General features: G+C 65.1%; 13 protein-coding genes, 1 tRNA gene and 1 pseudogene. 8 read left to right on the forward strand and 7 right to left on the reverse strand.

Translation table 11 applies throughout. The annotated features are described in order from the left end of the window. Positions 1 to 94 precede the first annotated feature (94 nt). Complete coding sequence (locus tag QF047_RS16495; protein ID WP_307279294.1) at positions 95 to 574, reverse strand: Dps family protein; 480 nt, start codon at positions 572 to 574, stop codon at positions 95 to 97. Positions 575 to 788: 214 nt separating this feature from the next. Between QF047_RS16495 and QF047_RS16500 the strand changes: the two genes are divergently transcribed. The 3 genes from QF047_RS16500 to QF047_RS16510 are packed head-to-tail and all read left to right on the forward strand — an operon-like array spanning position 789 to position 4,434. Then, positions 789 to 1,817 (forward strand): nitrilase-related carbon-nitrogen hydrolase, encoded by a 1,029-nt coding sequence (locus QF047_RS16500; RefSeq protein ID WP_306638149.1) that lies wholly within the window; start codon positions 789 to 791, stop codon positions 1,815 to 1,817. Positions 1,818 to 1,858: 41 nt separating this feature from the next. Then, positions 1,859 to 2,884, forward strand: a complete 1,026-nt coding sequence (locus tag QF047_RS16505; protein ID WP_307282012.1) for an agmatine/peptidylarginine deiminase — start codon at positions 1,859 to 1,861, stop codon at positions 2,882 to 2,884. Then, on the forward strand, positions 2,881 to 4,434 hold the full coding sequence (locus QF047_RS16510; RefSeq protein WP_307279300.1) for an APC family permease: 1,554 nt from the start codon (positions 2,881 to 2,883) through the stop codon (positions 4,432 to 4,434). Before QF047_RS16505 ends, QF047_RS16510 begins: the two co-directional genes overlap by 4 nt. A 107-nt stretch (positions 4,435 to 4,541) precedes the next feature. Here the strand turns inward: QF047_RS16510 and QF047_RS16515 are convergent, their stop codons facing one another. From QF047_RS16515 to QF047_RS16525, 3 genes are all read right to left on the reverse strand, one after another. After that, complete coding sequence (locus tag QF047_RS16515) at positions 4,542 to 5,090, reverse strand: hypothetical protein (protein ID WP_307279302.1); 549 nt, start codon at positions 5,088 to 5,090, stop codon at positions 4,542 to 4,544. 276 nt (positions 5,091 to 5,366) lie between these two features. Continuing rightward, positions 5,367 to 5,669 (reverse strand): DUF4193 domain-containing protein, encoded by a 303-nt coding sequence (locus QF047_RS16520; protein WP_142043716.1) that lies wholly within the window; start codon positions 5,667 to 5,669, stop codon positions 5,367 to 5,369. Positions 5,670 to 5,761: 92 nt separating this feature from the next. Then, positions 5,762 to 5,965 carry a hypothetical protein gene (locus QF047_RS16525; RefSeq protein WP_307279304.1) on the reverse strand — a complete coding sequence of 68 codons (204 nt, stop codon included), beginning with the start codon at positions 5,963 to 5,965 and terminating at the stop codon, positions 5,762 to 5,764. Between the two features lie 325 nt (positions 5,966 to 6,290). Here QF047_RS16525 and QF047_RS16530 point away from each other — a divergent pair. After that, positions 6,291 to 6,650, forward strand: a pseudogene (locus QF047_RS16530) (FAD-binding oxidoreductase); the annotation flags it as partial. On the opposite strand, the gene QF047_RS16535 reads toward QF047_RS16530, so the two are convergent. Then, on the reverse strand, positions 6,570 to 6,860 hold the full coding sequence (locus QF047_RS16535; RefSeq protein ID WP_307282138.1) for a hypothetical protein: 291 nt from the start codon (positions 6,858 to 6,860) through the stop codon (positions 6,570 to 6,572). The pseudogene QF047_RS16530 and the gene QF047_RS16535 overlap by 81 nt on opposite strands. 239 nt (positions 6,861 to 7,099) lie before the next feature. Between QF047_RS16535 and QF047_RS16540 the strand changes: the two genes are divergently transcribed. Continuing rightward, the gene (locus QF047_RS16540; RefSeq protein ID WP_307279305.1) at positions 7,100 to 7,576 is read left to right on the forward strand and encodes a BBE domain-containing protein; all 477 of its coding nucleotides are present in this window, start codon (positions 7,100 to 7,102) and stop codon (positions 7,574 to 7,576) included. A gap of 36 nt (positions 7,577 to 7,612) precedes the next feature. On the opposite strand, the gene QF047_RS16545 is transcribed toward QF047_RS16540, so the two are convergent. Together QF047_RS16545 and QF047_RS16550 are read right to left on the reverse strand one after the other, a co-directional pair. Further along, positions 7,613 to 7,686 (reverse strand) — tRNA-Thr (locus tag QF047_RS16545). 158 nt (positions 7,687 to 7,844) lie between these two features. Next, positions 7,845 to 8,732, reverse strand: coding sequence for a thioredoxin domain-containing protein (locus QF047_RS16550; RefSeq protein WP_307279307.1), 888 nt, complete (start codon positions 8,730 to 8,732; stop codon positions 7,845 to 7,847). 179 nt (positions 8,733 to 8,911) lie between these two features. Here QF047_RS16550 and QF047_RS16555 point away from each other — a divergent pair, with 179 nt between their 5' ends. The 3 genes from QF047_RS16555 to QF047_RS16565 all read left to right on the forward strand — a co-directional run bounded on the left by QF047_RS16555 (position 8,912) and on the right by QF047_RS16565 (position 12,531). Continuing rightward, on the forward strand, positions 8,912 to 10,414 hold the full coding sequence (locus QF047_RS16555; protein WP_307279310.1) for a trehalose-6-phosphate synthase: 1,503 nt from the start codon (positions 8,912 to 8,914) through the stop codon (positions 10,412 to 10,414). After that, complete coding sequence (gene otsB, locus QF047_RS16560) at positions 10,404 to 11,231, forward strand: trehalose-phosphatase (RefSeq protein ID WP_307279313.1); 828 nt, start codon at positions 10,404 to 10,406, stop codon at positions 11,229 to 11,231. The genes QF047_RS16555 and otsB overlap by 11 nt, the downstream gene beginning before the upstream one ends. Positions 11,232 to 11,448: 217 nt before the next feature. Further along, positions 11,449 to 12,531: an ABC transporter ATP-binding protein gene (locus QF047_RS16565; RefSeq protein WP_306638141.1), complete on the forward strand. Its 1,083-nt coding sequence runs from the start codon at positions 11,449 to 11,451 to the stop codon at positions 12,529 to 12,531. The last annotated feature ends 76 nt before the right edge of the window (positions 12,532 to 12,607 follow it).

The following is a 12,607-nucleotide window of genomic DNA, read 5'->3' on the forward strand; positions in this document are numbered from 1 at the left end:
ACGCAGCCTGAATACTTCCCGGCAAAACGCAGCGCCCGGGTCCGGACAGGAAGTCCGGAGCCGGGCGCTGGATAGCTACGTGCGCCGGAACGGGCTACTTCGCGTCCGGGGCGGTGACGCTCGCGGTGGCCTTCATGGTCTCGGCATTGACCATCCATGCGAACTGCTCGAGTTTGGCAATGAACTCGTGCAGGAGGTCCGCCGTCGTGGGATCCTCCTCGTCCACCTCGTCATGGACCTTGCGCATGGTGCCTACCGCAGCCTCAAGGGCGGCAACAATGCGCTCGATGGCGTCCTTGGTACTGATGAGGCCCTCGGGAAAAGGCGCGAGGCTGGTGGATTCAGCCACGGTGGAACTGCGCCCGTCCGGCAGGGCGTGCAGTGCCCGCATCCGCTCGGCAGCATCATCGGCAAACTGGCGGGCGGCGTCCACGATCTCATCCAACTGCAGGTGAAGGTCACGGAAGTTGGTTCCCACGATGTTCCAGTGGGCCTGCTTGCCCTGGATGTGCAGTTCGATCAGGTCCGCGAGCACAGCCTGCAGGTTGTTGGTCAGTGTCGGTGAAGCTTTCATGCATCCTCCTCGATTGGTCCAGTAATCCCGACGCTACCAGCCCTTCATCGAGCAACAGAGGGGCGTACGGCAATTTCTCAGTGAGCTTACTAACTCCCCATCAGCCGACATAAAAGAACGTGATTCATATTTCCCCTTGCATCCGCGCCCGTCGCACCTCATACTAAATGAACGTCATTCATTTAGTGACCGTCGTCTCACTGGAGTAGCAAACATGATTGAAATTTCCTGCCTCGGCGCACCCGCTTCCCTGGCCCGGACAACGCCGTCCGCCCGGCCCTCCCTGCGCGTCGGCGTGGTCCAGCACCGGTGGCAAGCGGACAGCGCCGCCGTCGAGGCCGAACTGGACGAGGGCATCGGCCGGGCCGCCCGGCTGGGAGCCTCCGTGGTCTTCCTGCCGGAGTTGACGCTTTCGCGCTACCCGGCAGACACCCGCCCGCACAACGACCCGTCCGAAGGCCCCACCCGAACCCGGCCCTCGGACACCGCCGAAGACCTGCTCACCGGCCCCACCTTCCGTTTCGCCGCCGATGCTGCCCGCCGCCACGGAGTATCCGTGCATGCGTCCCTGTACCAGCGCGCGGGAGACCCGGACGGTACGGACGACGGCCTGGGCTTGAACACCGCCATCCTGGTCTCCCCTGAAGGAGAGCTCCTGGCCCGGACGCACAAGCTCCACATCCCCGTCACCGCCGGATACTACGAGGACAAGTTCTTCCGCCAGGGACCGGCCGCCGCCGACGCCTATGAAGTCCACGCTCCCGCGGAACTTGGCGGCGCCCGGCTGGGAATGCCCACCTGCTGGGACGAATGGTTCCCCGAGGTCGCACGGCTGTACTCCCTGGGCGGGGCGGAAATCCTGGTCTACCCCACCGCGATCGGCTCCGAACCGGACCACCCGGACTTCGACACCCAGCCGCTGTGGCAGCAGGTCATCGTGGGCAACGGCATTGCCAACGGCCTGTTCATGATCGCCCCGAACCGGTGGGGCAGCGAAGGGACCCTGAACTTCTACGGCTCGTCCTTCATCTCCGATCCCTACGGCCGGATCCTTGCCCAAGCGCCGCGGGACGAGTCCGCGGTCCTCGTGGCCGACCTCGACCTGGACCAGCGGAAGGACTGGCTGACCCTGTTCCCGTTCCTGGCCACCCGCCGCCCGGACACCTACGCCCGCCTCACCGAACCCGTCCGCCCGAACGAACTCCTGGGCGGCGAGCGCGGCTTCGCAGAGGCCTGCTCATGACCGCCCCGCAGCAGGCCGCAGCCGGCACCGGGCAGTGGCGGATGCCTGCCGAAACTGCCCGCCAGGAGCGGCTGTGGATGGCCTTCCCGGCTGGCGGCTACACGCTCGGTGAATCCGCGGAGGCCGCCCATGCTGCCAGGTCCACCTGGGCTGCCGTGGCGAACGCCGCCGTCGAGTTCCAGCCGGTCACCATGGTGGTGGATCCCGACGACGTCGGCACGGCCGCCGCCTACCTGCACCCTGACGTTGAGGTGCTCGCCGCCCCGCTGAATGATGCGTGGATGCGCGACATCGGGCCCACGTTCGTCCTGGACGGCGACGGCCGGCTCGGTGCCGTGGACTGGGTGTTCAACGGCTGGGGCGGCCAGGACTGGGCGCAGTGGGACAAGGACGCGCTGATCGCCGGCGAGGTGGCCGGCCGCTCCGCAGCCCGGCACATCGTGTCAGCACTGGTCAACGAGGGCGGCGGCATCCAGGTGGACGGCCAGGGAACGGTGCTGGTGACGGAAACCGTGCAGCTGGATCCCGGACGCAATCCGGACCTCAGCCGGGCCGACGTCGAGCGGGAACTTGCCCGCACCATCGGCGCCACCCATGTGGTGTGGCTGCCGCGCGGCCTGACCCGGGACTCGGAGCGGTTCGGCACCCGCGGCCACGTGGATATTGTGGCCGCGATCCCCTCGCCCGGCACGCTCCTGGTCCACTCCCAGGAAAACCCGGAACACCCCGATTTCGAGGTCTCCCGGGAAATCATCGACTTCCTCCGGGGCACCACCGACGCCGCCGGCCGGCAGTGGAAGATCATCGAGGTCCCCGCCCCCGAAACCCTGCGGGACGATGAGGGCTTTGTGGACTACAGCTACATCAATCACGTGGTGGTCAACGGCGGCGTCATCGCCTGCAGCTTCAACGACCCCCAGGACGACAAGGCCCTGCAGATCCTGGCGGAGGCCTACCCCGGACGGCGTATTGTCGCCATCGACGCGCGCGAGCTTTTTGCCCGCGGCGGGGGGATCCACTGCATCACCCAACAGCAGCCCGCTGCCTCCCAGAAAGTGGTGTCATGACAGAAACCATCCGCACCGGTACCCCCGCCGCAGGCGGGCATGCCTCCGGCACCGCCCACGGCATTAGCCCCAAGGGCCTGAAGGGCGGGCAGCTGGGACTCCTCGCCGTCGTCGTCCTTGGTATTTCCACCATCGCCCCGGCCTACACGCTCACCAGCGCGCTGGGCCCCACCGTCAACGAAGCAGGGCTGCAACTGCCCGTCATCTTCCTCATTGGGTTCATCCCGATGATCCTGGTGTCCCTGGCCTACCGGGAGCTCAACGCCGACTCCCCGGACAGCGGCACCACCTTCACATGGGTCACCAAAGCGTTCGGCCCATGGGTGGGCTGGATGGGCGGATGGGGCCTCCTCGCAGCCAACATCATCGTCCTGTCCAACCTGGCCGGGGTCGCCGTCGACTTCTTCTACCTCTTCCTCTCCCAGCTCACCGGTTCACCCGAACTGGCTGACCTCGCAGCCAACAAGCCGCTGAACGTGCTCACCTGCTTCGTGTTCGTGGCCCTTGCAGTGTGGGTCAGCTACCGCGGCCTGCACACCACCAAAGTGGTGCAGTACGGCCTGGTGGGGTTCCAGCTGCTGGTGCTGGGCCTGTTCGTGGGCATGGCGTTCGCCAACTGGTCCGCGTCTGAAACGGCGATCCCGTTCAGCTGGGACTGGTTCGACGTCACCAAGATCGAAACCTTCGGCCACATCGCCGCCGGCATCTCCCTGTCCATCTTTGTGTACTGGGGCTGGGACGTCTGCCTGACGGTCAACGAGGAAACGGCCAACGGCAAGAAGACCGCCGGCGTGGCCGGCACCCTGACGGCTGTCATCGTCCTGGCCATCTACCTCCTGGTCAGCATCGCCACCATGATGTTCGCCGGTGTGGGTGATACCGGCAACGGCCTGAACAACGTCGAAAACCACGAGAACATCTTCACGGCACTGGCCTCGCCCATCATGGGACCGTTCGCCATCCTGATGTCCCTCGCCGTGCTCTCCAGCTCCGCGGCTTCCCTGCAGTCCACGTTCATGTCGCCATCGAGGAGCCTGCTGGCCATGGCCCACTACGGGGCGCTGCCGGAACCGTTCAGCCGCGTGAGCAAGCGCTTTGCGACACCGGGCTACGCCACCATCGCGGCCGGCATCCTGTCCGCGGGGTTCTACGCGGTGATGCACGTGCTCAGCGAAAACGTCCTGAACGACACCATCCTGGCCCTGGGCCTGATGATCTGCTTCTACTACGGCCTCACCGCACTGGCCTGCACCTGGTACTTCCGCCACAGCCTGTTCAACAGCGTGCGCCACTTCGTGCTCCGGCTGGTTTGCCCGGTGGTGGGCGGCGTGGGCCTGTTCGTGGTGTTCGTCCAGACCGCCGTGGACAGCCTGGCGCCGGAGTTCGGCAGTGGTTCCGAGGTCTTCGGCGTGGGCCTGGTGTTCATCCTGGGCGTCGGCATCCTGGCCTTGGGCGCCGTCGTCATGCTCGTCATGTCCCGCACGCACCCCGGCTTTTTCCGCGGCGAGACCCTGAAGCAGGACACCCCGGCCCTGGTGGTCCCGGAATAGGGCCCAGCTTCGTTCCAGCACGCAAAAAGGTGCCGCATCCCGGATCAGCGGGGTGCGGCACCCTTTTTTGCGGTTACCGCTGCACGGTTGTCGCCGTGCAGTGATCGTCACCAGAAGTGGGCCACGTCCACTATCAGCCGGGACCCCGAACCCGGGCCGTCCAGTGTCAGGACCCGGAACGGCAGCCGGGCGCGGACGCCCATACCGATACTGGTGTAACCCTCGAAGCTTCCGGCGTAGACCACCTGCCGGAAGGTCTGGTAGCCCGCCACGTTGGACAGCTCAGCCTTCGCGGCCGGGTTGAAGGTGACGTTGCCCTTCTGGTCATAGGAGGGTGCGTTCACGGTGACCTGCAGGCGAGCATTGCCCTGCACCGGAATGGTGAAGCCGGAGCCGTCCTGGACGATGTCCGGGACGTAGCGGACGGTGTAGCCCCTGACGGGGCCGTTGAGGTCAACCACCATCCGATCGAAGCAGTAATGCTGCCCCGTGCGGACGTTGGTGACGGAGGCGGTGCTCAGATCCGGCCCGGTTTTGGCCAGGGATCCCCATGTGAGACCGCAATACGATGTGGCTGCCGAGGCGGGCCCCGGTGCCAGGATTCCCAGCCCGACGGCCGCGAGGAGCGCCGTGAGCCAGAGGAGGAGCTTTTTCATTGTGGGTGCCATCCAGAGGAAGTGGTGCGGTTGGATAGCTCAAGCGTAGGAGTGTCAGGTGCCCGAAACGAGGGTTGTAGCCGCTTCGGCGCGCAACCGTAAGGAACACCGGATCCGTATCACGCGCCTGTAAATCCAGGGGCTGTTTGCGGCTGTCCTTAACCGTTCCGGTGCCGTTTCTGGACCCGGCCGTTATGCCGGATAACGGCGCGGCGGAAAGATGAAACAGCGCCGGTCACCCGAGGGGGTGGCCGGCGCTGTTTTGCCCTTGAAGTTTCAGCCTTCGCACTCGCGGCAGTACTTCATGCCGTTCTTCTCGCGGGCCACTTGCGAGCGGTGTCGGACCAGGAAGCACGATGAGCAGGTGAATTCGTCTGACTGCTCGGGAACAACGATGACCGTCAGTTCCTCGTTGGAAAGATCGGCGCCGGGCAGGTCAATGCCCTCGGCCGTGTCGTTTTCGTCAACGTCGATAACCGCGGTCTGGGCGTTGCCGCCGCGGGAGGCCTGGAGGGCTTCGAGTGAGTCACCGGGAGACTCTTCTTCTTGCTTGCGTGGAGCATCGTAATCGGTAGCCATAGCGTGTTCACTTTCGTTGCTGCACAGCGCCATTTCAGGCACCTCAGTGAAGCAGTTTAGGTCATAAGGCCCTTACCCGCGCAATAGTGTGCTCAACCGGACAATCCAGTCTCTTGTGATGCGGTTTCCGAGTGCTTTCCGCGGGCCTGATCCGCCCCCGCCGCCACTCCGCTGAGCGCCGGCAGCCACCCCCAACGGGTGGCATCGGCCATAGCGTCGGCCGCCTGTCCGGAGGTCTCGTAGTAGAAGGCATCCGCCAGCCAGGTCCGGACTCGGGCGGGAAATCGGGTTGTCATGCCTGCGAGGCTACGCAGCCATTGTTGTGGGTGCGTTTCGTCCTGGTCTCACCCAGATTAATCCGGTGCGTTAATACCCGGGTGGGCTCCTGCAAAAAGAAGTTGTTGACCCGTTCAAGGGCCACTCCTAAACTCAGGCATCGGTATTCCCGGTGGATTCTTTTCACCCTTTGATCTGGAAGTATCAGCGATGGCCACTGTTCATGAACACCAGGCGGAACCTGAGCTCCAGCAGTCCCTGCACGAGTTGCGCGGGCGGCTGCAGGGATCGTTGATCGAGCCGCAAGATGCCCAGTATGAGGAAGCCCGTGCGGTATGGAACGGCATGATCGACCTGCGTCCACGTGCCATCGCAAGGGCAGGGGCCGTAGCGGACATCGACGTCGTCCTGGGCAGCGCGCGGCGCACAGGCCTCGCCCTGGCCGTCCGCGGCGGCGGGCACAACATCGCCGGCCACGGCACTGTGGAAGGCGGCCTGGTCCTGGACCTGGGATCGCTCCGGGGCGTTAGCGTCGACGCCGAAAGCCGGCTTGTTGCCGTCGAACCCGGAGCGACCCTTGCGGACGTGGACCGGGCCACCGCCGCGCATGGCCTGGCAGTACCCCTAGGGGTCATCAGTGGAACGGGAGTGGCAGGACTCACCTTGGGCGGCGGGGTGGGCTGGCTGACCCGGAGCGGAGGCTTGAGCCTGGACAACCTGGACGCTGTGGAGGTGGTCACTCCCGCCGGGGAGCATGTCCGCGCCAGCGCCCAGGAGAACCCGGAGTTGTTCTGGGGAGTGCGCGGCGGCGGCGGAAACTTCGGCGTGGTGTCCTCCTTTGCCTTCCGCGCCCTCGCGTTGCCGGCCGCGCCGTTGGGTGGGAATCTCTTCTACCGCCCGGACAACTGGCGCCATGCCCTTCTTGCTTTCGATGCGTGGACCAGGGATCTGCCCGACGAGATGAACTCCATCATCTCGTTCGTGGTACTCCCACCAGAGTTCGGCATGGGCAGCGAGCCCTGGATGAGCATTGGATTTGCGTGGGTTGCCGAAGACCACCAGGCAGGTCTGCGGCTCGTGGACCAGCTCCGCGCCGCTGCTCGCCGGACGGCGAGGAGGTGGGACCGACGTCGTGGCCGGACTGGCAAAGCGTTATGGACGCCGTGTTCCCCAAGGGTTCACGCGGCTACTGGAAGAACCTTTCGTTCTCCCGCCTGGACGAGGAGGTGGTGGATGTTGTGGTTGGCTTCGCTTCCGGGCTGGCATGGGAGGGAACGGGCATCGATATCCATCACCTGGAGGGTGTGTTCGGGCGGGTGCCGGAAGACGCCACGGCGTTCCCGAACAGGTCCGCGCGGTACTGGCTCAACGTCTACGGATTCTGGCGTGATCCCGCCGAAGACGAACGGCTCACAGCATTCGCCCGCAAAGCCCATGCGGTGATGCAGCCGTTCGCGGAGCAGGGCGAATACGTCAACTTCCTGGGGGCGGAGCTGGGAGTGCAGGCGCCGGACGCCGCGCGCAGCGCCTACGGACAGGAAAAGTACCAGCGCCTCGTGGCCCTTAAGGACCGCTACGATCCGCAGAATCTCCTGCGCCTGAACCACAACATAGCGCCGTCGGGCGGTTAGCAGGCCGGGCAGGGCCGGGATCGGGCAAAAAAATAGAGCCCCCTGTCGGATTCGAACCGACGACCCCCGCTTTACAAGAGCGGTGCTCTGGCCAACTGAGCTAAGGAGGCGTGCCCTTGCGGGCGGGCGCCTGAACGGCGCTAGATAAGGTTAGCCCAAGTCCTCCCGGTGGTAAAAACGCCGGCCTCGTTGGCGGTCAAGACAGGGGGGGCCAAAGGAAAGAGCCCGCCTCCGGAATTGATCCGGAGGCGGGCCCTGTACAGAACCCTTAGGCCTTGGCGTCGATCGCGGCCTGGAGGAACTCGGGGAACGGGGTCTGGGCGCTGGCGCCCTTGCCCCACTGCTTGCCTTCCACAAAGACGCTCGGCGTGCCGGTGACTCCGATCGCTGAGGCCTCCTTGGTGGTGAACTTTACGAAGGGCCGGTAGGTCTTTTCGTCCACACAGCTGTTGATGTCAACGCCGATGTCCGAGGCCATGCTCTTGAGCTTGTCGTCTGAGAGCCCTGCGCCGCCTTCTGCAGGCTGGTTGGCGAAGAGTGCGTCCACAAACTCCGCGTACTTCTCCGGCGATTCGTCCACAACACAGGCGGCGGCGTTGGCTGCCCGCGACGAGTAGTTCGTGGTGGAGCGGCTGTCGAGGAATCCGAGCGCGCGGTATTCGACCGTAATCTTGCCTTCGTTGCGCAGGGACGTGAGCTGTTCGTTGTACTGGGCCTCGAAATTCTTGCAGACCGGGCAGATGAAGTCGATGTAGAGGACAACCTTCACCGGTTTGCCTGCTTCGGCCTCGGCGCCCGGAGCCACCACTTCGGCCGGCGCAGCCTGCGGGGGTTCGCCAACAGCGGCTGCGTCAACCGTGGCAGGGTCCAGCTTGGCAACTTCCGTGTTCGCCAGCAGCGTAACGCCGCCGTGGGCGTTGCCGTTGGCCGGCGTCGGGCCTTGGTCGGCAACCGGTCCGTTCTGCTTCATCGACGTGGTGACAACCAGTGCCACCACCACCAGGATGGCCACCACGGCAGCCACAATCCCCCACCCGATCAGCAGCTTGTTGCGCTTGTCCTTTTTCAGCTGCTCTTCGCGGATGAGCCGCGCTTTCTCGCGGGCGTCCGCGGTGCGCTCAGCCTTGGACTTACGTACTTCGTTTGCGGGGCTCATGTGTTCCTTGGGTCGATCGACGAGGGGGACCATTTCGTGGCAACCCCCTCATTTTAGGGGAGAAATCTGAGAGCTTGCTGGTTCAAGTATTCTTCCGGGCCGGCCAAAAGACGAATAGCACCGAAGATTCCCTCCCGTTAGGGTGGGCTAAGAGGCACAAGCAACCCCAGGGGGCCGCAATGCAAACACCTGTCCAGGAAAAATCCGCCGCCGCAGCCGCACCAGGCGCCGCCGGCGCGGGCGAAAGCGCAGAGACCAAGTATGACTTCATGGTGGTCTCGAACAGGCTGCCCGTGGACCGCGTCGCTCCCGGCGAAAACGGCGACGACGGCTCCGGGTGGCGGCGCTCCCCCGGCGGACTGGTGACGGCGCTGGCACCCATGATGACAAAGACCGACGGCGCCTGGGTGGGCTGGCACGGCGCCCCCGACGAGACCGTGGAACCCTTCAGCCACGGCGGCATGGACCTGGTGCCCGTCCAGCTCAGCGCGGACGACGTCGAGCTTTACTACGAAGGCTTCTCCAACGCCACCCTTTGGCCGCTTTACCATGACGTGATCGCCCCGCCGGAGTTCCACCGCACCTGGTGGGACGCCTACCGCATGGTGAACAAAAGGTTCGCCGACGCCGTCGTGCGCCATGCCGACGACGGCGCGACGGTATGGATCCAGGACTACCAGCTGCAGCTGGTGCCGCGGATGCTCCGGGAAGCGCGGCCCGACCTCAAGATCGGCTTCTTCAACCACATCCCCTTCCCCCCGCCCGAGATCTTCGCCCAGCTGCCCTGGCGCCAGGCCATCATCGATGGCCTCCTCGGCGCTGACCTGGTGGGCTTCCAGCGGCCCAGCGACGCAGGCAACTTCATGCGCTCGGCCCGCCGCTTCCTGGGCGCCAGCGTCAAGCAGCAGCAGGTGCACGTCAAGGGCCAGGACGGGGAAATCACCCACATCGCCAGGGCCCAGGCGTTCCCCATTTCCATAGACGTGCGGCAGATCAGCGAGCTGGCCGCCAAACCGGAAATCATTGAGCGGGCACGGCAGATCCGCCAGGACCTCGGAAATCCGAAAACCATCCTGTTGGGTGTGGACCGCCTGGACTACACCAAGGGCATCCGGCACCGGCTGAAGGCGTTCGAGGAACTCCTGGCCGACGGCAAGCTGTCCGTCAGCGACGCCACCCTGATCCAGGTGGCCAGCCCCAGCCGTGAGCGCGTTGAGCAGTACCGGCTCCTGCGTGAAGAGGTGGAGGGCACGGTGGGCCACATCAACGGCACCTATGACACCCTGGAGAACACGGCCGTCCGCTACCTGCACCACAGCTACCCGGTGGAGGAAATGGTGGCCCTGTACCTGGCGGCCGACGTCATGCTGGTCACCGCACTGCGGGACGGCATGAACCTGGTGGCCAAGGAATACGTCACGGCGCGCACCAACAACGACGGCGCGCTGGTGCTCAGCGAGTTCGCCGGCGCAGCGGACCAGCTCAAGCAGGCCCTGCTGATGAACCCGCACGACATCGACGGCCTGAAAAATGCCATCATGCGCGCCGTCGAGATGTCCCCCCGGGATGCCTCGCGGCGGATGCGGGCCATGCGGAAACAGATCCTGGAGCACGACGTGGACCACTGGTCCGCGGACTTCCTGCAGGCGTTGAAGGAGAAAGTGGTCCGCGATGACACGTGAGAACCGGACCGGAAACGGCAAGCTGGCGCTGACGCCGGAGCTCCGCCAAGCCATCCGGAGCATCGCCCGGACAGACCACCTGCTGGTGGCGATGGACTTTGACGGAACCATGGCGCCCATCGTGGGGCATGCCGACGACGCGCGGCCGCTTCCCCGGGCGGCCACAGCTTTCGCCGGGCTCGCCGTGCTGCCGCGCACGACGACGGCACTCATCTCCGGACGCGCCCTCGCCAGCCTGCGCCAGGTCGCTTCGCCACCGGTGGACACACTCCTGATCGGCAGCCACGGGGCAGAAGCGTGGCTCGGCCCCGGGTCGGCCGGGCTGACGCTGGAAGATGAGCAGAAAGCACTCCTCGCCGAAGTGCGCAGCATCCTCGCCGACATTGTTGCGGAAGCGCCGGGCACCATGCTGGAGGACAAGCCGGCGGGCGTGGTGCTGCACACCCGCCAGGCCGCAGACGACGTGGGCGAGGATGCGGTGGCAGCAGCACGCTCGCTGCTGCAGGACCGCAAAGGCGTTTTCCTCAAGGACGGAAAGCGGGTCCTGGAAACCTCTGTGGTGAACGCGTCCAAGGGCGAGGGCGTCACGTTCCTGCGGCAGATCAGCGGTGCCAGCGCCGTCCTGTTCGCCGGCGACGACACCACTGATGAGGATGCGCTTGCCCGGCTGGAGCCCGGCGACGTGGGCATCAAAGTGGGCCTTGATTTCACCCAGGCGCAGTACCGGGTGGAAGCTCCTGTCCATGTGGCGGAGATGCTCGAAGTCCTGCTCCAGGAACGGAGCCTCGCCGTCGCAGAGGAAGACCCGCAGGGGTGACAGTTACGAAGCTCACTTGTGACGTTCGTAACATTTGCACCAATTCGAACAGTATCTGACATACTCTTCTTTGTGATGTGGCGCACAAGTACCGTGCGGCGTCACATGATGCTCTCTGGCCTTGGCCGGGGAGCATCTGCAGCACAAAACTGAACAAACATGAACCATTCACAACGGATCGTCCGGCACGTACCTGCCGGTGAAGGGATTGATAACTGTGGCTACAGTTACTTTTGATAACGCTACGCGTCTGTACCCGGGCACAGAAAAGCCCGCCGTCGATAAGCTCAACATCGACATCGCCGATGGCGAATTCCTGGTCCTCGTTGGACCCTCCGGTTGCGGTAAGTCCACCTCCCTGCGCATGCTCGCAGGCCTCGAGGACGTCAACGCAGGCCGTATCCTCATTGGCGACCGCGATGTCACCGACGTTCCGCCGAAGGACCGCGACATCGCGATGGTTTTCCAGAACTACGCGTTGTACCCGCACATGACTGTGGCCGACAACATGGGCTTCGCCCTGAAGATCGCAGGCGTTTCCAAGGAAGAGCGCGCCGAGCGCGTCCGTGAAGCCGCAAAGCTCCTTGACCTTGAGCCCTACCTGGACCGTAAGCCGAAGGCACTCTCCGGCGGTCAGCGCCAGCGTGTTGCCATGGGCCGCGCCATCGTCCGTAACCCGCAGGTCTTCCTCATGGATGAGCCGCTGTCCAACCTGGACGCCAAGCTCCGCGTACAGACCCGTACGCAGATCGCATCCCTGACCCGCCGCCTCGGCGTCACCACGGTCTACGTGACCCACGACCAGGTCGAGGCCATGACCATGGGTGACCGCGTCGCTGTGCTGAAGGACGGCCTCCTGATGCAGGTTGACACCCCGCGCAACCTCTACGACAAGCCCAAGAACGTCTTCGTTGCCGGCTTCATCGGCTCCCCTGCCATGAACCTGCTGGAACTGCCCGTCGTCGACGGCGGCGTCCAGTTCGGCGGCACGGTTTACCCTGTACCGCGCGACGTCCTCGAAGAAGCACACGGCTCCACCGTTACCCTCGGAAGCCGTCCCGAAGACCTCGAGACCGCTCCCCACGGCGAGGGCCTGAAGGTAGAGGTCGACGTCGTCGAAGAGCTGGGTGCCGACGCTTACGTGTACGGCCACACCACGCTTGACGGCAAGGACCACGACATCGTGGCACGCGTCGACGGCCGCCGCCCTCCGATGAAGGGCGAGTCCATCTACGTCCGTCCGCAGTCGGGCCACGTGCACCTGTTCGACACCAAGACCGGCCTGCGCCTGGGCGACTAGTCCCCGGCACCCTAACCACCGGCGCTGAATTACCGACGGCGGCCTCCTTATTGGACGGCCGCCGTCGGCCTTTTAA

Origin of the sequence: Arthrobacter sp. W4I7, from assembly GCF_030816215.1 — a bacterium.
Classification (GTDB): Bacteria; Actinomycetota; Actinomycetes; order Actinomycetales; family Micrococcaceae; genus Arthrobacter; species Arthrobacter siccitolerans_A.